General features: G+C 72.1%; 22 protein-coding genes and 1 other RNA gene. 7 read left to right on the top strand and 16 right to left on the bottom strand.

Annotated features, from left to right (window positions below; genetic code table 11):
• Positions 1–33 precede the first annotated feature (33 nt).
• From ITJ59_RS04585 to ITJ59_RS04575, 3 genes are all read right to left on the bottom strand, one after another.
• Positions 34–2,985, bottom strand: a complete 2,952-nt coding sequence (locus tag ITJ59_RS04585) for a bifunctional [glutamine synthetase] adenylyltransferase/[glutamine synthetase]-adenylyl-L-tyrosine phosphorylase (RefSeq protein ID WP_194649956.1) — start codon at positions 2,983–2,985, stop codon at positions 34–36.
• 13 nt (positions 2,986–2,998) lie between these two features.
• Positions 2,999–4,336: a type I glutamate--ammonia ligase gene (gene glnA, locus ITJ59_RS04580; protein WP_111087010.1), complete on the bottom strand. Its 1,338-nt coding sequence runs from the start codon at positions 4,334–4,336 to the stop codon at positions 2,999–3,001.
• Positions 4,337–4,444: 108 nt separating this feature from the next.
• Positions 4,445–4,624: an SPOR domain-containing protein gene (locus tag ITJ59_RS04575; RefSeq protein WP_194649955.1), complete on the bottom strand. Its 180-nt coding sequence runs from the start codon at positions 4,622–4,624 to the stop codon at positions 4,445–4,447.
• A 149-nt stretch (positions 4,625–4,773) separates the two neighbouring features.
• Between ITJ59_RS04575 and map the strand changes: the two genes are divergently transcribed.
• The 3 genes from map (at position 4,774) to rnpB (ending at position 7,070) form a co-directional block, all read left to right on the top strand.
• Positions 4,774–5,637 (top strand): type I methionyl aminopeptidase, encoded by an 864-nt coding sequence (gene map / locus ITJ59_RS04570; RefSeq protein ID WP_194649954.1) that lies wholly within the window; start codon positions 4,774–4,776, stop codon positions 5,635–5,637.
• Positions 5,638–5,713: 76 nt separating this feature from the next.
• Entirely contained in the window at positions 5,714–6,463 is a 750-nt protein-coding gene (ppgK, locus tag ITJ59_RS04565) for a polyphosphate--glucose phosphotransferase (RefSeq protein ID WP_194649953.1), read from the top strand.
• Between the two features lie 244 nt (positions 6,464–6,707).
• Positions 6,708–7,070, top strand: an RNA gene (gene rnpB / locus ITJ59_RS04560) — RNase P RNA component class A.
• Between the two features lie 184 nt (positions 7,071–7,254).
• Here the strand turns inward: rnpB and ITJ59_RS04555 are convergent.
• The 10 genes from ITJ59_RS04555 to ITJ59_RS04510 form a co-directional block, all read right to left on the bottom strand.
• A complete protein-coding gene (locus ITJ59_RS04555; RefSeq protein WP_194649952.1) occupies positions 7,255–7,989 on the bottom strand; it encodes a zinc ribbon domain-containing protein in 735 nt (244 codons plus the stop codon).
• Between the two features lie 2 nt (positions 7,990–7,991).
• On the bottom strand, positions 7,992–8,837 hold the full coding sequence (locus ITJ59_RS04550; RefSeq protein ID WP_194649951.1) for a Nif3-like dinuclear metal center hexameric protein: 846 nt from the start codon (positions 8,835–8,837) through the stop codon (positions 7,992–7,994).
• A gap of 71 nt (positions 8,838–8,908) precedes the next feature.
• Positions 8,909–9,940 carry a hypothetical protein gene (locus ITJ59_RS04545; RefSeq protein WP_194649950.1) on the bottom strand — a complete coding sequence of 344 codons (1,032 nt, stop codon included), beginning with the start codon at positions 9,938–9,940 and terminating at the stop codon, positions 8,909–8,911.
• Positions 9,941–10,058: 118 nt separating this feature from the next.
• Positions 10,059–10,643 carry an RBBP9/YdeN family alpha/beta hydrolase gene (locus ITJ59_RS04540; protein ID WP_194649949.1) on the bottom strand — a complete coding sequence of 195 codons (585 nt, stop codon included), beginning with the start codon at positions 10,641–10,643 and terminating at the stop codon, positions 10,059–10,061.
• A 17-nt stretch (positions 10,644–10,660) separates the two neighbouring features.
• Positions 10,661–11,620, bottom strand: coding sequence for a helix-turn-helix transcriptional regulator (locus ITJ59_RS04535; RefSeq protein ID WP_194649948.1), 960 nt, complete (start codon positions 11,618–11,620; stop codon positions 10,661–10,663).
• A gap of 121 nt (positions 11,621–11,741) precedes the next feature.
• Positions 11,742–12,155 (bottom strand): ATP-binding protein, encoded by a 414-nt coding sequence (locus ITJ59_RS04530; protein WP_194649947.1) that lies wholly within the window; start codon positions 12,153–12,155, stop codon positions 11,742–11,744.
• Entirely contained in the window at positions 12,155–12,490 is a 336-nt protein-coding gene (locus ITJ59_RS04525; protein WP_194649946.1) for an STAS domain-containing protein, read from the bottom strand. Before ITJ59_RS04525 ends, ITJ59_RS04530 begins: the two co-directional genes overlap by 1 nt.
• A gap of 131 nt (positions 12,491–12,621) precedes the next feature.
• On the bottom strand, positions 12,622–15,279 hold the full coding sequence (locus ITJ59_RS04520) for a phosphoenolpyruvate carboxylase (RefSeq protein ID WP_194649945.1): 2,658 nt from the start codon (positions 15,277–15,279) through the stop codon (positions 12,622–12,624).
• A 102-nt stretch (positions 15,280–15,381) separates the two neighbouring features.
• Positions 15,382–15,675 (bottom strand): DUF2470 domain-containing protein, encoded by a 294-nt coding sequence (locus ITJ59_RS04515; RefSeq protein ID WP_323749398.1) that lies wholly within the window; start codon positions 15,673–15,675, stop codon positions 15,382–15,384.
• The gene (locus ITJ59_RS04510) at positions 15,672–16,352 is read right to left on the bottom strand and encodes a heme oxygenase (biliverdin-producing) (RefSeq protein ID WP_194649944.1); all 681 of its coding nucleotides are present in this window, start codon (positions 16,350–16,352) and stop codon (positions 15,672–15,674) included. Before ITJ59_RS04510 ends, ITJ59_RS04515 begins: the two co-directional genes overlap by 4 nt.
• Before the next feature lie 58 nt (positions 16,353–16,410).
• On the opposite strand from ITJ59_RS04510, the gene ITJ59_RS04505 reads away from it, so the two are divergent.
• Both ITJ59_RS04505 and ITJ59_RS04500 read left to right on the top strand, forming a co-directional pair.
• Entirely contained in the window at positions 16,411–17,256 is an 846-nt protein-coding gene (locus tag ITJ59_RS04505) for a siderophore-interacting protein (RefSeq protein ID WP_194649943.1), read from the top strand.
• A 206-nt stretch (positions 17,257–17,462) separates the two neighbouring features.
• A complete protein-coding gene (locus ITJ59_RS04500) occupies positions 17,463–18,029 on the top strand; it encodes a GIY-YIG nuclease family protein (protein WP_194649942.1) in 567 nt (188 codons plus the stop codon).
• A 58-nt stretch (positions 18,030–18,087) separates the two neighbouring features.
• On the opposite strand, the gene ITJ59_RS04495 is transcribed toward ITJ59_RS04500, so the two are convergent.
• From ITJ59_RS04495 to ITJ59_RS04485, 3 genes are all read right to left on the bottom strand, one after another.
• A complete protein-coding gene (locus ITJ59_RS04495) occupies positions 18,088–19,638 on the bottom strand; it encodes a GMC family oxidoreductase (RefSeq protein WP_194649941.1) in 1,551 nt (516 codons plus the stop codon).
• The gene (locus tag ITJ59_RS04490) at positions 19,635–21,020 is read right to left on the bottom strand and encodes an alpha/beta fold hydrolase (RefSeq protein ID WP_194649940.1); all 1,386 of its coding nucleotides are present in this window, start codon (positions 21,018–21,020) and stop codon (positions 19,635–19,637) included. Before ITJ59_RS04490 ends, ITJ59_RS04495 begins: the two co-directional genes overlap by 4 nt.
• A gap of 97 nt (positions 21,021–21,117) precedes the next feature.
• Complete coding sequence (locus ITJ59_RS04485; protein WP_194649939.1) at positions 21,118–22,086, bottom strand: hypothetical protein; 969 nt, start codon at positions 22,084–22,086, stop codon at positions 21,118–21,120.
• Between the two features lie 165 nt (positions 22,087–22,251).
• On the opposite strand from ITJ59_RS04485, the gene ITJ59_RS04480 reads away from it, so the two are divergent.
• Positions 22,252–23,292, top strand: coding sequence for an amino acid ABC transporter permease (locus ITJ59_RS04480; protein WP_194649938.1), 1,041 nt, complete (start codon positions 22,252–22,254; stop codon positions 23,290–23,292).
• Positions 23,289–24,062, top strand: coding sequence for an amino acid ABC transporter ATP-binding protein (locus ITJ59_RS04475; protein WP_194649937.1), 774 nt, complete (start codon positions 23,289–23,291; stop codon positions 24,060–24,062). The genes ITJ59_RS04480 and ITJ59_RS04475 overlap by 4 nt, the downstream gene beginning before the upstream one ends.
• Positions 24,063–24,120: the final 58 nt, after the last annotated feature.

The following is a 24,120-nucleotide window of genomic DNA, read 5'->3' as shown; positions in this document are numbered from 1 at the left end:
ACCTCGGGCGTGTCGCGAGCCCTGCGGGACCGGTCAGGCGCCGTAGAACTCGCGCTCGAAGACCTGGCGCGCGCGCCGGGTGATGCCGAGGTAGTCCTCTTCCAGCTCGCTCGCCGACCCCGGCGGGTACTCCATCAGTCGCGCCACACCCTCGAGTTGGACGCGGTCGACGGGCAGGACGTCGGTGGTCTTCCCCGACCACAGCACGAGCGCGCTGCGCGTCCGCGAGGCGAACCGCCAGGCCGCTCCGAGCCGTTCGCCGTCGTCGGCACTGACGTACCCGGCGGCCACTGCCCCGTCGAGGGCCTCGAGCGTCGACGTCGTGCGGAGCGCAGGGACCTCGAGCGCGTGCTGGAGCTGCAGGAGCTGGACGAACCACTCGACGTCGCTGAGCGACCCGCGACCGAGCTTGAGGTGCCGGGCCGGGTCGGCCCCACGTGGCAGCCGCTCGGACTCGACACGCGCCTTGATGCGTCGGACCTCGCGCACCTCGTTGTCGTCGATGTGGGACGGGTACCGCGTACGGTCGGCCAGGTGCTCGAAGTCGCGGAGCAGCTGGTCGTCGCCCACGGCGCCGCGGGCCCGGAGCAGCGCCTGCGCCTCCCACGTCAGCGACCACCGGGCGTAGTAGGCGCCGTAGGACTCCAGGGTGCGCACCACCGGACCGTTCTTGCCCTCTGGGCGCAGGTCGATGTCGAGGTCGAGGGGGTGGACGGTGTCCTCGGTGAGCCGGTTCAGCTCACGCACGATGGTCTGCGCCGTCCGCGACGCGACCTCGGGTGCCAGGTCGGGGGCGCGGTACACGTAGAGGACGTCGGCGTCGGAACCGAACCCGAGTTCCCGCCCGCCGTAGCGGCCCATCGCGATGATGCCGAACTCGAGGTCGGCCGGGGCGTCGCGTCGGGCGAGCGCCAGGGCTCCGGCCAGGGTCGCCTCGGTCACGTCGCTCAGCGCCGGCCCCAGGGAGTCGACGTCGAGGTGCCCGAGCACGGCGGCCATGCCGAGACGCAGCGTCTCGCGGCGGCGCGCCGACCGGAGCAGTCCGGCGGCACCGTCGACGTCGTTGCCGTGCCGGGCCGTCGTCGCGGTCATCTCGGCGAGCAACGAGTCCATCGGGCGGGCGCGGAGCAGGGCCTCGGGTTCGTCGAGCCAGGCGACGGCCTCGGGGAAGCGTTCGAGGAGCCCGGACAGGAACGCCGACTCCGACAGCACCGTGGTGAGCGAGTGGGCCGCACCGGACGAGTCGCGGAGCATGCGGAGGAACCAGCTCGACTCCCCCAGGGTGTCGCTGAGCCGCCGGAACGCCAGGAGCGCCCGGTCCGGTGCCGGTCCCTCGGCCATCCACCGCAGGAGCACCGGCAGCAGGTTCCGCTGGATCGCCGCTCGACGGCTCGTGCCCTGGGTCAGCGCACGGATGTGCCGGAGGGCGCCGGGCGGGTCCACGAAGCCGATCGCACCGAGGCGGTCGACGACCTGGTCGTCGGTCAGCACGATCTCGCCCTCGGTCGTGGCGACGGCGGACAGCAGCGGGCGGTAGAACAGCCGCTCGTGCAGGCCGCGGACCTCGAGCTTGACAGCACGCCACCGGGTCTCGAGCGCCGATGCCGAGTTGGCCAGACCGCTCGACCGTGCGAGGACGCGCAGCTCTTCCTCGTCGGTCGGCATCAGGTGCGTGCGCTGGAGCCGACGGAGCTGGATGCGGTGCTCGAGGACCCGGAGCAGCGCGTAGTCCGGACCGAAGTGGGCGGCCTCGGCACGGCCGACGTACCCGGCGGCGGTGAGGGCGTCCATCGCCTCGAGCGTGGACCGGACGCGCACGGACTCGTCGTCACGGCCGTGCACGAGCTGCAGGAGCTGCACGGTGAACTCGACGTCGCGCAGGCCTCCGGGGCCGAGCTTCAGCTGCCGGTCGACCTCGCCGTCGGGGATGTGGTCGGTGACCCGTTCCCGCATCCGTTGGACCGACTCGACGAACCCCGGGCGTGCCGAGGAACTCCACACGAAGGGTGCCACCGCGTCGGCGTACCGCGCACCGAGGTCGGCTGAGCCCGCGATCGGCCGGGCCTTGAGGAGCGCCTGGAACTCCCACGACTTCGCCCAGCGCTCGTAGTACGCCACGTGCGAATCGAGCGTGCGGACGAGGGCGCCGTCCTTGCCCTCGGGCCGCAGGTTCGCGTCGACCTCCCAGAGCCCGGGTTCGGCGGCCAGGTCGGTGATCGCGTGCGTGGCCGCGATGGCGATCCGAGTCGAGATCAGGACGGCACGGTCGGTGCTGACCTCGTCGGTGGACTCGGTGACGAAGATGACGTCGACGTCGCTGACGTAGTTGAGCTCGCGGGCGCCCGCCTTGCCCATCGCGATCACCGCGAGTGGGGTCGCCGCGACGTCGGCAGCCGGGAACGGCACCTCGCGCCGGGCGACGTCGACCGCGGCGTCGAGCGCAGCGCCGGCGAGGTCGGCCAAGCCGGCGGCGACGGCGGGGAACGCCTCGGTCGGCGACGAGTGCAGGACGTCGTACAGGGCGATCTGCGCGAGGTGCCGGCGGTAGCGCACCCGCAACCGCATCCGGGCGTCCTCGCCGGTCGCGCCGTCGATCGCCTCGGCCAGCGACGCCGTGTACCGCTCCTGTGACCACGGGGCGACGACGGGTTCGAGCAGCAGCGCGAGCTCGGCCGGACGACGGTGCAGGAACTCGCCGAGGCCGACCGAGGCGCCGAGCAGTCGGATGAGCCGTTCGGTCGCGGCCTCGTCCGCCAGGACGGGCCGGAGCTCGTCCGGCGCACGCTCCAGCAGCCGTTCCAGCAGCCGCAGCGCGCCGTCGGGATCCGCGGTGATGCCCCAGAGCGCAGGGGTCCCGCTGACCGGCAGCGGCACGACGGAGCCGAACCGCGCCTCCAGGTCCGCGATCCGCTCGAGGCTCTCCGACAGCTCGGCGAAGCCCAGGCGGGCCAACTCGGAGCGCGACGACGTCGTCCGACCGGTCATGTGGTGCGCTCGCTCAGAGGGCGCCGAGGTTGGTGTCGAGCTCGAAGGGCGTGACCTGGTCGCGGTACCGCTTCCACTCCTGGCGCTTGTTGAGCAGCACGAAGTTGAACACGTGCTCCCCCAGCGTCTCGGCCACGAGTTCCGAGTCCTCCATCAGGCTCAGGGCGTGGTCGAGGCTCGACGGGAGCTGGCTGTACCCGAGGGCACGGCGCTCGGCGTCCGTCAGGCTCCAGACGTCGTGCTCGGCCTCGGCCGGCAGTTCGTACTCTTCCTCGATGCCCTTGAGACCGGCCGCGAGCAGCAGCGAGTACGCCAGGTACGGGTTCGCCGCCGAGTCGATGCCGCGGTACTCGATGCGCGAGGACTGGCCCTTGTTGGGCTTGTACAGCGGCACGCGCACGAGCGCTGAGCGGTTGTTGTGCCCCCACGTCACGAAGGACGGGGCCTCGTCGCCACCCCAGAGCCGCTTGTACGAGTTGACGAACTGGTTCGTCACCGCGGTGATCTCCGGTGCGTGCTTGAGCACACCGGCGATGAAGTGTTTGGCGGTCCGCGACAGCTGGTACTCGCCGCCGGCCTCGTAGAACGCGTTCTGGTCGCCCTCGAACAGCGAGACGTGCGTGTGCATGCCCGAGCCCGGCTGGCCGGAGATCGGCTTCGGCATGAACGTGGCGTACACGCCCTGCTCGATCGCGACCTCCTTGACCACCGTGCGGAAGGTCATGATGTTGTCCGCCATCGTCAGGGCGTCCGCGTAGCGGAGGTCGATCTCGTTCTGGCCCGGGCCGGCCTCGTGGTGGCTGAACTCCACCGAGATGCCGAGGTCCTCGAGCATCCGGACCGAGCGGCGACGGAAGTCGTGCGCGCTGCCACCGGGGACGTTGTCGAAGTAGCCGGCCTGGTCGACGGGCTGCGGGCCGCCGTCCTTCCACTCACGGCTCTTGAGCAGGTAGAACTCGATCTCGGGGTGCGTGTAGAACGTGAAGCCGCGCTCGCTCGCCCGCGCCAGCGTGCGCTTGAGCACGTTGCGCGGGTCGGCGACGGCGGGCTGGCCGTCCGGCGTCGTGATGTCGCAGAACATCCGCGCGGTCGGGTCGACCTCGCCCCGCCACGGCAGGATCTGGAACGTCGAGGGGTCCGGGTGCGCCAGCACGTCGGCCTCGTACGAACGGGACAGCCCCTCGATCGCGGAGCCGTCGAACCCGATGCCCTCGGCGAACGCGCCCTCGACCTCGGCCGGGGCGATCGCCACCGACTTCAGCGTCCCGATGACGTCCGTGAACCAGAGTCGGATGAACTTGATGCCGCGCTCCTCGATGGTGCGGAGCACGAAGTCCGTCTGCTTGTCCATGCACGACCTTTCCGTGTATCGGGTGGCCGTGGGCGGGCCTCGTCCCAGGCTAGTGGTCCGGTGCCGTGCGCGGGGGCGTGCGACGCGCCGCCGGGGCGCGTGTCCGCGTCACCGGTCCTCGGCGTCCCACTTCTCGTTGTTCGCCGCGATGCGGTCCAGCGCGTGCTGGGCGTCCTCGCGGGTGTCGAACGGGCCGATGCGGTCGCGCTGCGCGGACTGCGGACCCTGCTCGACCTGGCCGGTCTTGTCGTTGAACCACCACTGGGACTCGATGCGTTCGTCGCTCATGTCGCCCACCGTACCCAGGTGACGGCCTGGAGGCCCGGTGCCGGCCCGCCGGACCGGCACCGGGCCTCCAGGCGGTCACGCCCACCCCGTCGGGCCGCACCGTCGGGCGGTTGCGCTCGGCGCGTCGCGCCGCGGCTAGAGTGGTCGGCATGCCCCGGGACGAACACGGACACCTGACTGCCGGCCGCGTCTCCCCGCTCCGGACCGTCCCGAAGGACATCGAGCGTCCGGAGTACGTCGGCAAGGTCGAACCGCACGAGCACGGCCTCGGTGACACGTACACGCCCGAAGAGGTCGAGCGCATCCGTACCGCCGGCCGCATCGCCTCGCAGGCCATCGACGCCGTGGGTGCGGCGATCCGTCCGGGTGTGACCACCGACGAACTCGACCGCATCGGCCACGACTTCGTCGTCGCGCACGGCGCCTACCCGTCGACGCTCGGCTACCGCGGCTACCCGAAGTCGCTGTGCTCCAGCCTCAACGAGGTCATCTGCCACGGGATCCCCGACGACACCGTCCTGCAGGAGGGCGACCTCGTCAACATCGACATCACCGCCTACAAGGACGGGATGCACGGCGACACGAACCGCACCTTCGTCGTCGGTCAGGCGTCGCAAGAAGTGTCGGACCTGGTCACGCGCACGGAAGAGGCACTCCGACGCGGCATCAAGGCCGTCGCCCCCGGCCGCCAGGTGAACGTGATCGGCCGCGCGATCGAGGCGTACGCCAAGCGCTTCGGGTACGGCGTCGTCCGCGACTACACCGGCCACGGTGTCGGTCGTGCCTTCCACTCCGGCCTGATCATCCCGCACTACGACGCGCCGCAGTACGACGACGTCATCGAACAGGGCATGGTGTTCACCATCGAGCCCATGTTGACCCTCGGCGGGATCGAGGCCGACATCTGGTCCGACGACTGGACGGTCTCGACGCGCGACAAGTCGTGGACCGCGCAGTTCGAGCACACCCTCGTCGTCACCGAACGCGGCGCGGAGCTCCTCACCGTCTCCTGACCGGATCCGTCTTCCTGGCGGAACCCTCTTCCTGACCGGACACCTCCGGCAGGCAACCGAAAGGCACGACAACCTCATGACCTCCCTCGCAGTCGGCGTCGACATCGGTGGTACGGGCATCAAGGGCGCGATCGTCGACGTCGCGTCCGGTGAACTCACCACGGACCGCATCAAGAAGGCCACCCCGGAAGGCGGGAAGCCCCACGACATCACCGCCGTCGTCAAGGAGATCGTCGCCGAGCTCGCTCCGTCGGCGGACGTGCCCGTGGGCGTGTGCTTCCCGGCGATCGTGCGCGACGGCAAGACGATGTCGGCCGCGAACGTCTCGAAGAAGTGGATCGGCTTCGAAGCCGAGGCGCTGTTCGAGAAGGAGCTCGGCCGTTCCATCCACTTCGTGAACGACGCCGACGCCGCCGGGTTCGCCGAGCAGCAGTTCGGTGCGGCGAAGGGCAAGGACGGCCTGGTGATCGTCACGACGCTCGGCACCGGCATCGGCAGCGCGCTCATCAACGACGGTGTGCTCATCGTCAACTCGGAGCTGGGGCACCTCGAGATCGACGGCCACGACGCCGAGTCGCGGGCCTCGTTCGCTGCCAAGGAGCGCGACGACCTGTCGTGGAAGCACTGGGCGAAGCGTCTGCAGACCTACTACTCGACGCTCGAGGCGTTGCTCTCCCCCGAGCTGTTCGTCGTCGGCGGAGGCGTGTCCAAGCAGTACGAGGAGTTCCTGCCGCTGCTCGACCTGCAGGCGGAGATCATCCCCGCGACCCTGCGCAACAACGCCGGCATCATCGGCGCCGCGACCCTGGCTGCCCGCAGCGCCTGACGCACGGTCCGCTCGAGACCGAGCCGAGCCCGATCCGCGGCCCCGGCCCCGGCCCCGGCCCGCACGGTGCGGTGTTGGTCGCTTCGACGCGCCCGAGCGCGGGCGCCGAGGTTCCACGACTCGCCGTCGTTCGTACGCCGAGGTTCCACGGAAGGCCCCCGCACGCTCCGACATGCCGAGATTTCGGAACCTCGGGGTGGGCGGGGCGGGCGGGGGCCGGCAGCCGGTAGACTCCTCGCAGCGAATGGGTCGGTGAGACGGTCGCGTCACTCCCCCGGGAGTGCCGAGGAACGTCCGGGCTCCACAGAGCAGGGCGGTGGGTAACACCCACCCGGAGCAATCCGCGAGACAGTGCCACAGAAAGCAGACCGCCGGCGGCGACGTCGGTAAGGGTGAAACGGTGGTGTAAGAGACCACCAGGGGTCCGGGTGACCGGATCCGCTCGGTAAACCTCGCCCGGAGCAAGGTCAGACAGAGGACGCTGAGGCTGCTCGCCGAGTCCTCGGGTAGACCGCTGGAGGCCGACGGCAACGTCGGTCCGAGAGAGATGGCCGTCACCGCCGTGCAAGCGGCGGGACAGAACCCGGCGTACGGCCGGCCCATTCGCCCCACTGCTCGTCGTCCGCTCCCTCGCACCGTGCGAGGAGCGGACGATTCCGTGCGGGGTTCCGTACTCCTTGCGGCGTCGGGCGCCTCTCACCGAGTACGGAACCTCGCACCGGACGGGCTCCTCTCACCGTGCCGGGCTCGCACCGGACGGGCCCCTCGCACCGTGCGACCGCCGCGGCGCGCTACAGCCCTGACTCGGCCGTCCGCACCAGGATCGCGTCGCTGTCCGGGCAGAGCACGACGTCGTCCGGCGCAGCCCGCCGGATGTCCTGCAGGTCGGAGTTGTTCAGCGCGACACCCGAAGCCGTCGACACCCCGCCCTGCAGCAGCGACGCCCCGAAGCCGTAGCGGGCACGCTGCCGGTCGTAGAGCGCGAGCAGTTCGGCTGGGACCTTCGCAGCCACGTCGGCACGGGCCTGCTCGGCCGAGGCACGGTCGGACGACAGCCGTGCGATCTCGGCGTCGCGCTCGGCGACCAGGCCGGAGCGGGCGGCCTCGACGTCGGCGAGCTGCGCCTCGATGTCCCCGACCCGGGCACGGAGCCCGTCGAGGTTCTCCATGACCTCGAGCTCGGCGGTCTCGAGTCCCCCGATGCGGCGCTGCAACGACTCGAGCTCGTTCTGCAGCCCGGCTGCGTCCTTCGAGTTCGACACGTTCTGCAGCATCGTGGTGTCGCGCTCGACCCGGGCCTGTGCGGTGGCGGTGTCGGACTCGAGGCGGGCGAGCTCGCGTTCCGCGTCCTCGACCAGCCCCGTGGCGGTGACGAGCTCACTGCGGAGCCCGGCGGCCTTGGTGCCGAGGCCGGTGAGCTGGTCGCCCTTCTGCAGCGACGTGATGCGGTGCGCGATGCGGGTGACGTCGTTGTCGAGTCGTTGGACGTCGAGGAGGATGACCTGGTCTTCGGGTGCTGCCTTCATGGTCAGACTCCTTCAGTGGGGGTGGTGGGTTCGGCCGCCGGCAGGACCGCGAAGTCCCACGGGTCGGTGCGGAGGTCGCTCACGGTGACCCGGACGCCGGTGGCCTGACGCAGTTGCGCGGCGGCGACGTCGAGCCAGAGCCACTCGGTGGCCCAGTGCGAGGTGTCGATGAGGGCGGGTCCGCCGCCGAGCAGTGCCTGTTCGCGGAACTCGGACGCCGGGTGGTGCCGCAGGTCGCTCGTGATGTAGACGTCGGCCGCGAGCACGGCGGGGTGCCCGAGCAGCGAGTCCCCGGCGCCCGCACAGAGCGCCACCGTGCGGACGGGCTGGTCGAAGTCACCGGAGACCCGGACCCCGGTGGCGGTGGGCGGCAGCAGGTCGACGAGCTTCCGCGCGAGTGCACCGAGTGTCGTGCCCTCGGTGAGCACCCCGACGCGGCCGATGCCCGTCGCGGGGTCGGTTCCGGCGTCGAGCGGTCGTTGCTCGGTCAGCCCGATGCGGTCGGCGAGCACCGCCGAGGTGCCGGTGGTGACGACGTCGGCGTTGGTGTGGGCCGCGATCAGGGCACTGCCGCCGCGCACGAGGGTCGCGAGCACGCTCCCCTTGTAGGTCGACTCGGCGATCGTCGTCACGCCGCGCAACAGGAGCGGGTGGTGCGTGAGCAGCAGACCGGCGCCGAGCTCGACCGTCTCCTGTGCGGTGGCGGGGACGGCGTCGACGGCCAGGTGGACGTGCTCGACAGCGGCGTCGGGGTCACCCGCCACGAGTCCGACGGCGTCCCACGACTCGGCTCCTGCGGCGGGCCACAGGTCTTCGATCACGGCCTGGAGTTCGCGGAGCGTCGGCATCCGGTCAGTCTACCGAGGCGACCGCGTCGGGACCGGCAGCCGGTCCGCGCGGGGCGATCCGGGCCTCCCGGTCAGCGGCGACCGAGCGCACGGAGCAGGCCGGCGACGAGTCGCGACCACCAGCCCGGCTGGGCCGGCTGGTCGGTGTCGGCCTCGACGTGCGCGGAGGCGTCCGTCTCGACGACGGGCACCGAGACCGCGTCCGGCAGGACGACGGGCGTGCTGGCGGTCGTGCCCTGGTGCGCGGTGAGCGCCGCGGCGAACGCGGCACGGTCGATGACCGTTGGCCCGGTGGCGGGCTGGATGAGCGGGGTGGGTCGCGTGTTCGCGGACACCGGCGAGACGGCCGCGCGGCCCAGCACCGGTCGCACGGGCTCGTCACGTTCCGGGGTGACCAGCTGCACGGCCGGGGTCACCACGTCGACGTCGGCCGCCGGCGCGGAGACCGTCACCGGCGCGGAGACCGTCGCCGGTGCGACCGCGACCACGGCGGGAGCGGGCGCTGCTCCGGTCACGACGGCGACGGGCGAGGTCGCGGCGCGGCGGGCGGCGGCGCGGTCGCGACGGTCGGCCTCGTCGGCGGCGTCCTCGAGCAGGTCCGCGAAGACCGACCGGGCGAAGGCGCGGGCGGCGGTGACCTCGGGGTCGTCGGCACCGGAGACGGTGGCCTCCCAGGCGGCGAGGCGTGCGAGGTCCTCGTCGCGGCGGCGGACCTCGTCCTCGAGCAGGACGATGCGCTCGATGGTGCTGCGGCCGGTGGACGACGAGACCTCGACGGCGAGGTCCTCGATGCGCAGGGCGATGCGCTCCGGCGGTTCGGGGAACGACGGTGCGCAGACGGCGGCGTGCCGGGCGCGGTCGCGGCGGAAGGCGGGTCCGGCGGGCGTCGGTGCGACCTCGATCGTCTGGGCAACGCTGGTCGTGTCCGTGACGTCGGTGGCGTCCGCCGCGACGCCGGGGCGCTGCACGGGGCCGGTGACGGGCGGGACCACGAGGTCTGCCACGTACGGCGTGCGCGTCGCCGGGGCGTCACGGAGCCACTCCTCGACCTCGCGACCGAACGGGTCGACGAGGGGGGTGCGTGCACCGGACTGGGTTTCCATGTCCGAAGGATAAATATCGCGGACGCGAGAACTGGGGACATCCGCGGTGTGTCGCAGCAATCCCTGCCATATCGCCGCGAAGGTGAACGGCGTGTCGACCGCCCCGTCGGGGTACGGCTCAGAGGGTGTCCTCGAAGGCGCGCAGCAGCTCCCTGCCGGCCGGCCAGTCACCGACGCCGCTCGCGACGTTCACGTGCCCGAGGGCGCCGACGCGCAGGACCGTGGCACCCATCGCGTCCGCGAACCCCAGGGCCCGGTCGAGGGTGCAGTACGGGTCGTCGTCGCTCACGACCATCCGGATCGGCGTGCGGGCAGCCCCTTCGGCCGTCCGGACTCGTCGTGGTGCGCTGAACCCCGCAGCTGCGGCGGGGAAGCCCGGCGCGTCGGGGTCCGGTGGAGCGACGAGGAAGGCTCCCGCGACGGTGGACGTCGTGGTGCCGTCGGTGTTCGTCGCGTTCGTGGCGAGCCACTCGGCGACGGCGAGGACGCCCAGGCTGTGCGCGACGAGCACGGGCGGCTCGGCACACGACGCGACCGCCCGGGAGATCGCGTCCCGCCAGTCCCCGGGTTCCGGCTCACCCCAGGACGCCGGGTCGATGCGGACCGCGTCGTCGCCGCGTTCCCGCTCCCAGCCGGACTGCCAGTGCTCCGCGTCGGAGTTCCAGATCCCGGGCACGATCACCCACGGTCGAGGTCTGCTCACCCGGGCAGCGTACCGAATCAGTGCTGCAGCGTGTCGCGCGGGTACTCGCCGAAGCGGGCCGCGTAGGCAGCTGAGAACCGACCGAGGTGCGCGAACCCCCACCGCATCGCGACGCTGGCGACGGTGAGGTCCCCCGCCGACGCCCGCCGCAGCTCTTCGCGGACCCGGTCGAGGCGGATCCCGCGCAGCATCGCGTTCGGGGCGGTGCCGACCTGCCGCTGGAACGCCTGTTGCAGGCCGCGGACGCTCAGCCCGACGTGTTCGGCGACGTCGGTGGTCGAGATCGGGGTGTGTGCGAAGGCGTGCATGTACTCGACGGCCTCGCCGACCCGGCCGGTGGCTCCCTGCGGCAGGGGCACGTCGGGGGCCAGCAGCTCGTGCGGGAACGTCCGGAGCAGCGCCCGCGCGGTCTCGCGTGCGGTCTCGGCGAGGGCGAGCGTGCTGACGTCGGCACGGCCGAGCACGGTCGCGGCGGCGCGCTGCACCTGCGTGTTCCAGGCCCGCAGATCGGCCTTGCGGGGCGTCGCCGTGTGGTCGAACACGAGCGGGCCCGGTTGTTCTCCGTGGACCTCGGCGGCGACGCGCTCGAGGGCGGTCCGGTCGAACTGCACCAGGCTCTGCCGGACGTCGCGCAGGTCGAACGCGAAGGGTCGACCGGTCGGGAACATCATCGGGGTGCCGGGTGTGAACGCGACCTCTTGCCGGCCGACGTCGACCCGACCGCCGCCGTCGGTGATCCACATCACCACGTACTCGTCACGGACGTCGAGCTCGCCCCGCATCCGCGCGTCGAACCGGGTCGACCGGAAGGACATCACGTCGTCGCCGACGACGCGGAAACGGTACGCGAACGGGCGCTCCGTGCGGTTCGCGGTGAAGCCCACACTGGCGTAGGCGTCCTCGTACATGTGCACGGCAGCGTCGAGATCGCTCCCCGCCGTCTCGAAACTGATCCTGGGATCCGGTTCGACTGTCATCGCGCGAATCGTGACACGGCCGTCTCGGACTCCGGGAATCCCGCGTTCCAGTTTGCGGATAGTGGCCCGTGGAGTGCGCGAGACGGACGAACCGGGCATGCCGGTCCGGTCGGACGGCGGCTCAGTGTCGGGCGCGCCGGACCGTCCAGCGGTTCTCGTCGGCGACGCGCTCGTACCGCAGGTCGTCGACCACCATCCGGACCAGTGCCAGCCCGCGTCCGCTCTCCACGAGCCCGTCCGGCAGCCGAGCGGCGTCGGTGTCCACCACGGCTGCCACGCCGTCGTCGGACAGCAGCGCGGAGAACCGCTCGGCGTCGACCTCGAGTCGGAGGCGGCACGACACTCCGTGGGGACCGGCGCCGTGCTCGATGACGTTCGACGCCAGTTCGACGATCGCGAGTTCGAGGGCCATCCGGTCCTCGACGGAGATCGACGGATCGTGCTGCCACACGTTCGCCAGGAACTCGTGCACGGCGGACACGTCGTCCGGCGGGCAGGACAGCTCGAGCGTGTGCTCGGCGGCCGAGGCGGTCATCACCAGTCGGTGACCGCACTGTCCCCGTCGGGGTACGTGCGGAGGATCTTGTCGATGTTGGACAGCTGCAGGACCATCTGCACCTGCTCGGACGGCGCCGCGATGCGGAGGTCGCCACCTGCCTGGCGGGCCGTCTTCAGGCTGCCGACCAGGGCGCCGAGGCCGGACGAGTCCATGAACTCCACTCCGGAGAGCTCGACGACGACGCGGGCACGACCGTCGGCGACGACCTGCGCCACGGCCTCGCGGAACGCGGGCGCGGACACCATGTTGAGGCGTCCGCTGCACTCCAGGACCGCGGTGTCGGGCTGCGCTTCGTGTACGACGATGTCCATGCCGGGTGGTCTCCTCTGATCGGTGCGCCTTGCAACCAGCAACCTACCGGTTCGACCCGTCTCTCCGCGCACAAAGACGCCGGGTCCCGGATCGGGACCCGGCGTCTTCGACGCACTCCGCTGGTCGGGTATCAGCCGGTGTTCTGCAGGCCGGCGGCGATCCCGTTCACCGTGAGCAGCAGCAGGCGGTGGTCGGCATCGGTCGGGTCGGTGCTGCCCGTCGTCCGGATGGACCGGAGCGCGCGGAGCTGCAGGTGCGACAGGGCGTCGACGTACGGGCTGCGCAGGCGGACGGCGCGGGCCAGGACGGGGCGGTCCTCGAGCACGTCGCTGCCGCCGGAGATGCGGAGCACCCAGTCGCGGGTGCGCACCATCTCGTCGAGCACCTTCGCGGCGAGGTCGTCGCGGTCGGCGAGTTCGAGGTACCGGCGGGCGATGTGCTCGTCGGTCTTCGCGAGCGACATCTCGACGTTCTTGATCATCGCGCCGAACAGCGGCCACTCGGCGGACGCGGCGCGCAGGACGTCGACGTCGCCGACCGCCTCGAGCGCCGAGCCGAGGCCGTACCACCCGGCGAGGTTGATCCGCGCCTGGGTCCACGAGAACACCCACGGGATCGCCCGGAGGTCCTCGAGCGACTCCACCGACAGCCCGCGGCGGGCCGGGCGGGAGCCGAGCGGCAGCAGACCGATCTCCTCCATCGGGGTGACCCGGGCGAACCACGGCGCGAAGCCGTCGGCCTTGACCAGGTCGTAGAACGCGACACGCGAGACGTCGTCGAGCTGCTGCGCGAGGTCGGCGAACCGGGTCGCGGCTGCGGCCGTGCGTGCCTCGTTCGACGGGGACGACGCGAACAGGGTGGCCGAGGCCATCTGCTCGAGGTGCCGGGCCGCGATGTCCTGGTCGCCGTACTGGGCGAAGATGACCTCGCCCTGCTCGGTGAGCTTCAGACGGCCGTCGATCGACCCCGGCGGCTGCGCGAGCACGGCCTCGTTGGCCGGTCCGCCGCCGCGGCCGAGCGACCCACCACGACCGTGGAACAGGGTGAGTTCGACCTCGTTGTCGCGCGCCCAGTCGGCGATGCGTGCCTGGGCGTCGTACAGCGCCAGGTTCGCGGAGACCGGGCCGACGTCCTTCGACGAGTCGGAGTACCCGAGCATGACCTCGAGCCGACGACCGGTCTCGGTCAGGCGACGCTGGAACGTCTCCGTGCGGACGGCCTCGTCGAGGATGTCGACGCTGGCGTGCAGGTCGGCGAAGGTCTCGAACAGCGGGATGACGTCGAGCACCGGTGCGGCCTCGGGCGATCCGAGCGCGGCGACGGCGAGTTCGTGCACGTTCGCCAGGTCCGCAGCGGACTGCGTGAAGGACACGATGTAGCGGCTGGCGGCACGGACGCCGTACCGCTCCTGCAGCTCGGCGATCGTCCGGAAGACCGCGAGGACCTCTTCCGTGGTCTCGCTGCGCGCACCACCGGCGCGGATCTCGGCGAGGGCGGTGCGGTGCACCTGCGAGTGCTGGCGCACCTCGAGCTCGGCCAGGTGGAACCCGAAGGTCTCGACCTGCCAGATGAGGTTCTGCAACTCGCCGTTCGCGGGTCGGATCGCTCCCGCGGCGACGAGCGACGACTGGATCGTGCGGAGGTCGGACAGCAGGTCGTCCGGGCCGTCGTACGCGAGCGGCGTCGTCCCCTGACGGGTGGCGTCGATGCGTGCGGCGGTGAACAGGAGCGCCCGACGGTGGGTCTCGTTCGGGGCGCGGACGCCGATGCGCTCGGCGATGCCCGGGTCGAGCGCTTCCTGGGCAGCGACCAGCGCGGTGAGCCCGGCGTCGGCCGGGGTGTCGCTCGCGTCGAGCGTCAGGGCGCTGCCGATCCGGGTGGTGGCACGCGTCAGCCCGATCAGGATGTGCTCGGCCGCGATCTCCGCCGCCTGGCGCGTGATGTCGGCGGTCACGTGCGGGTTGCCGTCGCGGTCGCCGCCGATCCAGGTGCCGAACCGCACGAACGCGGGAGCGGTCACCGGTGCACGACCGGCGTCGTCGCCCTGCAGCCGGTCGTCGAGCAGGCGGTACACCTGCGGGACGATCTCGAACAGCGTCTGGTCGAACACGCTCATCGCGGTGCGGACCTCGTCGAGCGGCGTCGGACGGGTGGTCCGGAGCGGCGAGGTGCGCAGGAGCGTCGTGATCTCCTCGAGCAGCCGTCGTTCGTTCTCGGCGCGGGCCGTGGCGTTCTTCGCCCGGTCGCGCTCGTCGATGAGGTCGGTGATGCGGCGCACGCCCGTGGTGACCGCACGACGGCGGGCCTCGGTCGGGTGCGCGGTGAGCACCGGGTGGAACCGCAGCGTCCGGAGCCGTTCGGCGGCCTCGGCCTCGCCGACCTCGGCCACGAGTTCGGCGTAGGTCGCCGGGAACGAGTCGCCCGGCAGTCCGCCGTCGTCGCCGCGCTGCCGGAGCACCCGCACGCGGTGGTGTTCCTCGGCCAGGTTCGTGAGGTGGAAGTACGTCGTGAACGCCTGGGCCACCGCTTCGGCGCGCTCGGCCGACATCGCCGACACGAGGGTCTGCGCGCGGGCAGCACCCTCGGCGTGGTCGCCCTCGTAGGCGTCGATCACGGCCGCGCGCAGCGACTCCACGTCGCGCAGCAGGTCGTCGCCGCCGTTCTCGCGCAGCACCCGCCCGAGCAGGTTGCCGAGGTACCGCACGTCGGCGCGCAGGTCACTGTCGACCGCACCGCTGACGTCGTCCCGAGCGCGCTCATGGCGCGCCGATCCGTCGATCGCCGTCATGGAGTCCTTTCGGGGTCGTCCGGGAACAGCGTCCCGGCTCCGAGCAGCGTATCGGCCCGCGGCCACGCGTGACGTCGACCGTCTGGTCGGCGCAGCACGCGCTCAGCTCGGTCCGGCGAGCTGCGCCTGGGCGGCGGAGTGGACCTCGACGATCTGCGTCCGCGCCGAACGACGATCGGTCAGCGGCGCGGTCCACGGCACGATGACCTGCTCCTCGTCACCGTCGTCGAGCCGGGCGAGCCACACCCCGGCGATCGCGTCGATCTCGGTCATCGTCGCGGCCACGGCGGTCGCGGCGCCGTTCGCCCGGACGATCACGAGGTTGTCGACCGCGTGGTCGGCGTTCATGTGCCGGAGGATCGCGCGGCGTGCCTCGTCGTCGAACGGCTCGGTCACGCGGTCACCGCCACGTCACCACCGTCGGTCACCGGACGCCGGCGTGCGTCGAGCCCCGCGAGCAGACCGCTGTTGAGCGAGTAGGCCAGCTCGACCTCGGCGATGACCCGCTCCTGCTCGTCGGCCGTCCACGGCGCCGCGTCGAGCTGCGCGCGGTACGTGTCCTTGAAGGCGCTCGGGTCGGCGACCTGGTCGAAGATGTAGAACAGGACGCCGTTCGTGTCGAAGTCGAACTGGTCGGAGAGCATCCGCCCGATCATCTGCCCGCCGGACAGGTCGCCGAGGTACCGCGTGTAGTGGTGCGCGACGAAGCCGCCCGGCCACTCGGCCGCGACCTCGTTGAGCCGCCGCACGTATGCCGTCGTGGCGGGGAGCGGGCAGACCAGCTCGGACCAGTCCGGGCCGATCAGGTACTCGAGGTCGGCACGGATCGCCGGCATCCGGGTGAGCTGCGAGGTGACGAAGGGTGCCGCCACCGGGTGGTCCGCCATCCGTTCGGCCGCACGCTCCAGGGCGTCGTAGACGAACGAGTACTGTCCGAGCAACGCGGCGTAGTCGGCGACGTCGCACTTCCCGCCGAGCAGGTCGTGCATGAAGCCGTTCCCGGCCGAGGAGCCGTGCGAGCGACGTGTGCGCTTGCGCAGCAGCTCGGAGAACGGGATGACGGTCGTGTCCATGAGGTAAGGCTAACCTTAGTAACGCAAACGTCAAGCAGGAGAGAGGAAGCTCGTACCGATGAGCTCCAAGTCCAAACGCACCCAGCACGTCTTCGTCGTCGACCACACCGAGCGGCTCTCGCCGCACATGGTGCGCGTCCACCTCGGCGGCCCGGCCTTCGACGAGTTCGTGAGCACCGCCGACCCGGAGAAGCTCGCGGCCACCGACAAGTACGTCAAGCTCCTGCTCGCGAAGCCCGCGCTCGGCCTGGAGCCGCCGTACGACCTCGAAGCACTCCGCGAGACCCTGCCGAAGCAGGACCGTCCGGCACGCCGCACGTACACCGTGCGCGCGGTCGACCACGACGCGAAGACCATCGCCGTCGACTTCGTCGTGCACGGCGACGAGGGGCTCGCCGGCCCCTGGGCCGCCGCGGCGCAGCCCGGCGACAAGCTCGCCCTGTCTGGTCCCGGCGGCGGCTACGCGCCCGTCGACGACACGGACGTCACGCACGTCCTGCTCGGTGACGACAGCGCGCTGCCCGCGATCGGAGCGGCACTCGAGTCGATGCCCGCGACCGCCACGGGCGTCGCCCTGGTCGAGGTCGCCGGCCCCGCCGACGAGCAGGAGATCGCGCACCCGGCCGGGGTCGACCTGCGGTGGCTGCACCGCGACGCCACCGGCGCCCAGCCGGGCACGCTCCTGCTGGACACGGCCCGGGCACTGCCCCGTGCCTCCCGGCCGGTCCAGGTGTTCGCACACGGCGAGCGGACCGCGATGAAGGCGATCCGTCGGCTGCTGCAGGACGACTGGGGACTCGAGAAGCGCGACATGTCGCTGTCGGCCTACTGGGCGCTGGGCCGCGGTGAGGACCAGTTCCAGGAGGAGAAGCGCGAGCCGGTCGGCGTCATCTTCACCGACTGACGGGTCTCGGTCTGCCCGGTTCTTCCCAGAGCGGTTGCGATGGGAAGCGGAAACGGGCGTACCTGGTCGTTCCAACCGACCAGGTACGCCCGTTTCCGGCAGGTACGCACCGGCGCGGCGCGGGTGCGCAGGTGCGCGGGTGCGCAGGTGCGCGGGGCGGCCGGGAGGCACGGGGCACGTCGGTGGGTCCGGCTAGCGTTCCGCGCATGGTCACCTCGTCGTGCTGCGTGCCGGGTTGCGCGGGCCCCGCTGCGGACGCGCTCGCGGGCGTGCCCCTGTGTGCGACGCACGTCACGCTGGTGACGGAGTCCGCGGCCGAGCACCTCGGCGTCGAGGACGCGCTGCCGGGGCCGTGCCCGGTGTGCGGGTCGCGGATCGGGGTGCGGTTCCCGACGGCGTTCGTCTGCGCGAGGTGCGAGTGGCGGTGGGGCGACGTGCCCGACGGTGATCTCGCTCCCCCACGGGTCGACGTCGTCTACTACCTGCGGATGCGCGACGACTTCGGCGACCGGGTCAAGATCGGCACGACGACCAACCCGCGGCAGCGGCTGGCGGCGATCCCGCACCAGGACCTGCTCGCGTTCGAGCGGGGCGACCGGTCGCTCGAACGCCGCCGGCACGTGCAGTTCGCGGCGACGCGGTACCCCGGCACCGAGTGGTTCCGCGTGACCCCGGCACTGCTCGCGCACGTCGATGCGGTCGCTGCGGGCGGCGAGGACCCCTGGGACCTGCACGCCCGGTGGACGAGCGAGGCGATCGCACTGCGCGGCTGAGCGGAGCGGGGGGGGGGGGGGGTCGTGGCACATCCGTGCCACCACCCGCCCGCGCCGGTCAGGCCGCCTGCAGTACCCGCTCGGCGGTGCGGAGCGACAACGCCATGATTGTCAGGGCGGGGTTCGCGATGACGGCACTCGGGAACACCGAGTTGTCGGCGATCCACAGGTTCGGGACGTCCCACGAGCGGCCGTCGGGGTCAACGACCGAGGTCTCGCGGTCGGTGCCCATCCGCGCCGTGCCGATGGTGTGGGCGGTCCGCTCGAGCACGCGGACGTCCGTGCCGCCGGCTGCCTCGACGATGGTCGTCATGGTGCGGACAGCGTGGCGGCGGATCGCTTCCTCGTTGGACCCGGGCGTGAACGACACCCGCGCGCGCGGGACGCCGTGCTCGTCGACCTCGTCCGCGAGCACCAGACGGTTGTCGTCGTACGGCAGGCACTCGGCGTTGATTCCGACGCCCGCCGAGTACGGGTAGTCCTGGATCGCCCGGACCAGTTCGGCACCGCGCAGCCCGCCGCCCCGGACGAGCGTGTTGGCGAAGGTCTGCGGCTGCACCCCGAGGCTCTGGATCAAGTAGCCGCCGGCGAAGTCCGCGTCGGCGGGGCGGACGAAGTCCTCGGTGATGATCGAGGACGGGTACCCGCGGTAGGACCGCATCGACTGGTCGAACCGTGCCCAGACCTGGGTGGCGCCGTGCGCGGTGAAGTTCCGGCCGACCTGGCCGCTGCCGTTCGCGATGCCGGTGTGCAGCAGGAGCCTGGGCGTCTCGATGCCGCCGGCGGCCAGCACGAGCGCCCGGCAGCGCTGACGGTGCTCGCGACCGTCGCGGGTGTACAGGACGGCGCTGACGGCGCCCGACGCGTCGAGCTCGATGCCGTGCACGAACGCGTCCGGTCGGATCTCGGCGCCGAACGCCACCGCGGCCGGCAGGTACGTCGTGTCCATCGAGACCTTGGCGCCGTTGCGGCAGCCCTGGTGGCACGAGCCGCACGACACGCAGGCGTGCCGCAGACCGTGGTGGTCCTGGTGGCGGTCCTCGGTCGTCAGGCCGACAGGCGCGTCGGTCGCGGTGATCCCGGCGGCCGCCGCACCCCGCATCATCATGTCCGACGAGGCGTTGCGGGCCGGCGGGCGCATCCGGTACCGCCGAGACGGGTCCCAGGGGTAGTGCTCGGGGCCGGCGACACCGACGTCGTGCTCGACCTGTTCGATCCAGCCGGTGAGCTCGGCGTGGCTGATCGGCCAGTCCTGGCCTGCGCCGCTCTCGGAACGCAGGCGCAGGTCGTGTTCGCTCGGACGCGGGGTGAACGCGCCCCAGTGCAGCGTCGAGCCGCCGACCCCGGTACCGCTGTTGTTCGGGCCGAAGGCCGTCGGGGCGCCGCCGCCGCTCAGCCGTTCGTCCATCCAGTTGATGTCCTCGGGGGCGGCGACCTCGTCGGGCACGTGGTCACCCGGCTCGGTGTTGCTCCCCGCCTCGAGGGCGACGACCGCCAAGCCACGGCGGGCCAGGGAGGCGAGCAGGGGCGCACCACCGGCCCCGGTGCCGACCACGACCACGTCGACGACGTCGTCCGTGCCGTACGTGCGCTGTCCGTCGAGTCTCATCGTGCTGCTTCCGTCGTCGTGGGGATGTCGTGCTGTGTCCGCGGTGCCGATGGTTCCCATGCTTCGCGCTCGTCGGCGCCGAGCAGTTGGAAGCCCTGCTTGCGGACGCCGTCGCCGCCGTTCGCGAAGCCGTCGAAGTCGATCGCCGCCATCGTCGCCGGGTGGGCGAGCCAGTGCTTCACGAGGTCGACGCTGGCGTCCTCGAACCAGGCGCGCAGCTGCTGGGCGTCCATCGCGGCGCCGACCGCGCCGTCGATGCGGTACTCGCCGGCAGCGACGTCCTGCAGGGCACGGTCCAGCGTGTCGGCCCGCGCCGCCGCCTCGAGCACGTCGAGCGCGGCCCGGTAGGCCTCGACGTCCACGGGCATGCCGTCGACCCGCCAGCCGTCGCCGAGCCCGGCCGCGAGCTGGGTGTCGACGCGCAGGGCGAGGTCGACCTGGCCCTCGCCGGGCTGCGGCACGACGATCCGGGCGATCGCGCGGAGGGTCTGCAGCTGCACGGTCGTGATCGCCCGTGGTTCGGCAGCCGGGTCGTCGGGCAGCGCACGTGCCGCCAACAGGGAGCGCATGCGGGCGCTGACCCGCGGCGAGGCGATCACCCGTGCCTGCTCGACGGGCACGACGGGAGCGCCGGTGAACCGGCGGGTCCAGAAGTCACGGATCCGGTCCGCCACGGCCTCGGGTTGTTCCCATGGCAGCAGGTGTGCCGCACCGTCGACGACGTGAAGCTCGGAGTCCGGCCAGTGCGGCAGCGTCAGCCGGCGCTGGGCGTCGGCATCGAGGTCGCCGTCCTCGGCGCCGGCGAGCACGAGCGTCGGCACCGGGTTCGGGGCGGCGTCGGACCAGTCCTCGCGGCTGCCACGGGTGAGCCACGCCGTCCACGCGCCGGGATCGGTGCGCTCGACGTCCTGCACCGCGGTCGTGTGCCGTTCCGGCGACAGGGTCGAGGCGGTGTTCGCCTCGACGAACTCGGCCGCGTGGGCCGCGCTGATCGGGCCGTCCGCCGCCCACGACAGCATCGAGGCACGTCGGTCGTCGTCCATGGGTTCCGGGGCGAGTGGTGAGGCCGCGAGCAGCACCACGGCGCGCAGGCCGAACAGGCCGTTGGCGCCGGACATGGTGCGGTCGGCGACGACGGTGGCGACCTTGCCGCCCATCGAGTGTCCGAGGAGCACCCACTCACTGGCGCCGCTCGCACCGATCGCCCGCTCGACGAGCACGGCCATCTCCTCGACGGTGGTGCCGGACGAGGCCGGGCTGCGGCCGAACCCGGGCAGGTCGATGCCGATGAGTTCGAGGTCGTCACGGATCAGGGCACGGCGGAGCAGGGCGAACTCCTCGGAGCTCGCCCCCAGCGCGTGGAGGCAGAACGCAGGGGTCACCACTCATGCCTACCGGTCGCTCGGCGGCGGACCCAGACGACGTGTACCCCGTTCGGCGATCGCGTACCCCGATCGCTCGCCGTGCCGAGGCGTCGGCTCACCGCGCGTACGCGTCCACGAACAGGTCGCCACGGATCGCGCGCAGGGTGTCGACCAGCAGCCCGATGGTCCGGCCGGAGATGCCGGACACCTGCAGGTCGTGCGGGCCGAGCGCCGGCAGCCGCCCGGTGCGGATGCGCACGACCTCCCAGCCGACGGCACGGACGGCGCGGTCCTTCTTGCGGTCGGTCTCCTGCCGGGGCCCGACGTGCTCGAGGCCGTGCCGACCGGTCGAGTCGTACTCGATCGCGACGCGGAGCTCGGGCAGGACGATGTCCGGCCAGACCTCGACGTGGTCGAAGAACGGGCGGTCGAGCCGGATCGCGGAGTGGTCGAACGTGAACGCGAACCGGTCGGACAGCGCGGCGCGGAGCTCGGCCTCGACCGCGGAGGCCGTCGCCGGTGCGCACACGCTCGTGAACGACTCACCCGAGGGCACCCGCGGGGTCTTCGGGCAGATGGTCCGGGGAACCGGTTGGCTGGGCCGACGTGGTGCTCCGGGCGCCGGTCGACGGGCACCGCTCCGGCTCGAGGCCACGGCACCCGCAGGGGTCCCGCGTGTCGGCGCGGCAGGCAGGGTCTGGCGGCCGGTCGCACGGACCACCCGCTGCGGGACCGGCACCTGCGCCGGCCAGTCCGACGGCAGGACCGGCCAGCGCTGCGGTTGGGCCTGCACCGAACACTCCGGGCACCAGACGGAGCGCCGACGCTCACGACCGGGGCGCGACCGCTGCTCGGCCGGGGTGGCGACGAAGACGTGGCCGACGTCGCACTCCCACGTCAGCAGGACCTCGGCCGCCGGGGGCACCTGGGTCAGGACCACGCCGTGGTTCCAGTCCGGGTGGTACTGCCGGATGAGCACCGGGTACGGCGCCCAGTCGGCGCGGAACTGGCCGACGGCGTACGGCACCGCCTCGCCGCGCGACCACTGCCGGCGACGCCACCACGCATCCACGGGTTCGGCCACGTCCACACGCTAGGGAGCACCACCGACAGTGCGGCCGGGTCGGACGAGCACCACGACGCGTCACCGGGCGTCACAGATCCCGCGTCTGTGACGCCGGGTTCCGCCGCGTAGCGGTGTGTTTCGCCGCGCGTTGTCCGCGCCGCGCGACCCTTCTACGGTCGCGACATGACCGACACCAGAACGGGCCCGCCCCGGGACGCGACCGGCGCAGTCGACGCGGCCGGCGTCGACGACGCGACCCGCGAGGCGGACGCTCCCCGGGCCTCCCGGACGACCGCCGCGACCATCGACGCGGCGGGACGCGCCGCACTCGACCGGCCCGTCCTGCCGTTGCGGCACCCGCTGCGCTGGATCGCCGCGGCCGTCGTGCTGGTGGTGCTCCTGAACTTCGTCGAGACGCTGTTCACGAACGAGGCGTGGGGGTGGCCGGCCGTCGGGAAGTGGCTGTTCAGCCCGGCGATCCTGACCGGCCTGCAGCTGACGCTCGTGGCGACGGGACTCAGCGCGGTGATCAGCTTCGCCGGCGGCGTCGTCGTCGCGATCGCCCGGCTGTCGCGCAACCCGGTGCTGTCCGGGCTGGCGTGGAGCTACGTCTGGCTGTTCCGCTCCGTGCCCCTCATCCTGGTGCTCGTCTTCCTGTACAACCTCGGGTCGCTGTACCCGACGATCGGGGTCGGGATCCCGTTCGGGCCGCAGGTCGAGGTGCCCACCGCCAACGTCCTCGGCGACCTGGCGATCGGCGTCATCGGGCTGAGCCTGAGTGAGATCGCGTACGCGTCCGAGATCGTCCGCGCCGGCGTGCTCGCCGTCGACCACGGACAGCACGAAGCCGCGCAGGCCCTCGGGCTCCCCCGACGCCGGCAGTTCGTGCGGGTGATCCTGCCGCAGGCGCTGCGGTCGATCGTGCCGGCGTTCGTGAACCAGGTCGTCGGGCTGCTCAAGGCATCGTCGCTGCTGTTCTACGTGTCGCTGCTCGACCTGTTCGGCGTCGTCCAGAACCTGTCGAGCACCTACCCGACCGACATCATCCCGCTGCTCGTCGTCGCCACGATCTGGTACCTCGCGCTCACCAGTGCGGTGTCGGTCGTGCAGTACTACGTCGAGCGGTGGACCTCGAGGGGGTCGGCGCGGACCTTGCCGCCCACGCCGTTCCAGCGGGTGCGGTCCGCCGTGCGTCGCGGTGCGCGGTCCGGAGCGGTCCGATGAGCGCGGCGATCAGCATCCACGGAGCCGTCAAGGCCTTCGGTGACACGGTCGTCGTCGACGGCATCGACCTGACGCTGCCGTCCGGGAGCGTGACCGTCGTGCTCGGTCCCTCCGGGTCCGGCAAGTCCACGCTGCTGCGCGCGATCAACCACCTCGAACCGCTCGACCGCGGGGTGGTCACGGTCGGCGGCGAGACCATCGGCGTCCAGCTCCGGCCCGGGCGCGACGGGGTCCCCCGGTACAAGGAGCTGCCAGAGCGGCTGATCCTGCGGCAGCGCTCGCGGATCGGGTTCGTGTTCCAGCACTTCAACCTGTTCCCGCACCTGACCGCGCTCGAGAACGTGGCAGAGGGGCCGATCGCCGCCGGGGTCCCCCGTGCCGTGGCCCGCGACCGTGCTGCGGCCCTGCTCGAGCGCGTCGGACTCGGCGACCGCGGCGACACCCGGCCGCGGCAGCTCTCCGGCGGACAGCAGCAGCGCGTGGCCATCGCGCGGGCGCTGGCGCTCGAACCGTCGGTCGTCCTGCTCGACGAGCCGACCTCGGCGCTCGACCCGGAGCTCGTCGGCGAGGTGCTCGGGGTCATCCGGGGGTTGGCGGACACGGGCACCACGCTCGTCATCGTCACCCACGAGATCGCCTTCGCCCGCGAGGTCGCCGACCACGTCGTGTTCCTCGACCACGGCCGCGTCGTCGAGCAGGGCGCGCCCGCCCAGGTGCTCGACGATCCGCAGCACCCTCGCACGCGGGACTTCCTGTCCCGCGTCCGCTGACGCCGCCCCCTCGACGTTCCTTCTTCCCTTCCACCCGATCTCGATCCCGATCCCAGGA

Source organism: Curtobacterium sp. VKM Ac-1393, from assembly GCF_015350995.1.
Classification (GTDB): domain Bacteria; phylum Actinomycetota; class Actinomycetes; order Actinomycetales; family Microbacteriaceae; genus Curtobacterium.
Note: the sequence above shows the minus strand (reverse complement) of the source record. Positions and strands in the feature narration are given on the sequence as shown.

Excerpts from the sequence above, each read along its gene's own strand:
- ITJ59_RS04585 (WP_194649956.1), bottom strand. The coding sequence starts at position 2,985 with ATGACCGGTCGGACGACGTCGTCGCGCTCCGAGTTGGCCCGCCTGGGC.
- glnA (WP_111087010.1), bottom strand. The coding sequence starts at position 4,336 with ATGGACAAGCAGACGGACTTCGTGCTCCGCACCATCGAGGAGCGCGGC.
- ITJ59_RS04575 (WP_194649955.1), bottom strand. The coding sequence starts at position 4,624 with ATGAGCGACGAACGCATCGAGTCCCAGTGGTGGTTCAACGACAAGACC.
- map (WP_194649954.1), top strand. The coding sequence starts at position 4,774 with ATGCCCCGGGACGAACACGGACACCTGACTGCCGGCCGCGTCTCCCCG.
- ppgK (WP_194649953.1), top strand. The coding sequence starts at position 5,714 with ATGACCTCCCTCGCAGTCGGCGTCGACATCGGTGGTACGGGCATCAAG.
- ITJ59_RS04555 (WP_194649952.1), bottom strand. The coding sequence starts at position 7,989 with ATGAAGGCAGCACCCGAAGACCAGGTCATCCTCCTCGACGTCCAACGA.
- ITJ59_RS04550 (WP_194649951.1), bottom strand. The coding sequence starts at position 8,837 with ATGCCGACGCTCCGCGAACTCCAGGCCGTGATCGAAGACCTGTGGCCC.
- ITJ59_RS04545 (WP_194649950.1), bottom strand. The coding sequence starts at position 9,940 with ATGGAAACCCAGTCCGGTGCACGCACCCCCCTCGTCGACCCGTTCGGT.
- ITJ59_RS04535 (WP_194649948.1), bottom strand. The coding sequence starts at position 11,620 with ATGACAGTCGAACCGGATCCCAGGATCAGTTTCGAGACGGCGGGGAGC.
- ITJ59_RS04530 (WP_194649947.1), bottom strand. The coding sequence starts at position 12,155 with ATGACCGCCTCGGCCGCCGAGCACACGCTCGAGCTGTCCTGCCCGCCG.
- ITJ59_RS04525 (WP_194649946.1), bottom strand. The coding sequence starts at position 12,490 with ATGGACATCGTCGTACACGAAGCGCAGCCCGACACCGCGGTCCTGGAG.
- ITJ59_RS04520 (WP_194649945.1), bottom strand. The coding sequence starts at position 15,279 with ATGACGGCGATCGACGGATCGGCGCGCCATGAGCGCGCTCGGGACGAC.
- ITJ59_RS04510 (WP_194649944.1), bottom strand. The coding sequence starts at position 16,352 with ATGGACACGACCGTCATCCCGTTCTCCGAGCTGCTGCGCAAGCGCACA.
- ITJ59_RS04505 (WP_194649943.1), top strand. The coding sequence starts at position 16,411 with ATGAGCTCCAAGTCCAAACGCACCCAGCACGTCTTCGTCGTCGACCAC.
- ITJ59_RS04500 (WP_194649942.1), top strand. The coding sequence starts at position 17,463 with ATGGTCACCTCGTCGTGCTGCGTGCCGGGTTGCGCGGGCCCCGCTGCG.
- ITJ59_RS04495 (WP_194649941.1), bottom strand. The coding sequence starts at position 19,638 with ATGAGACTCGACGGACAGCGCACGTACGGCACGGACGACGTCGTCGAC.
- ITJ59_RS04480 (WP_194649938.1), top strand. The coding sequence starts at position 22,252 with ATGACCGACACCAGAACGGGCCCGCCCCGGGACGCGACCGGCGCAGTC.
- ITJ59_RS04475 (WP_194649937.1), top strand. The coding sequence starts at position 23,289 with ATGAGCGCGGCGATCAGCATCCACGGAGCCGTCAAGGCCTTCGGTGAC.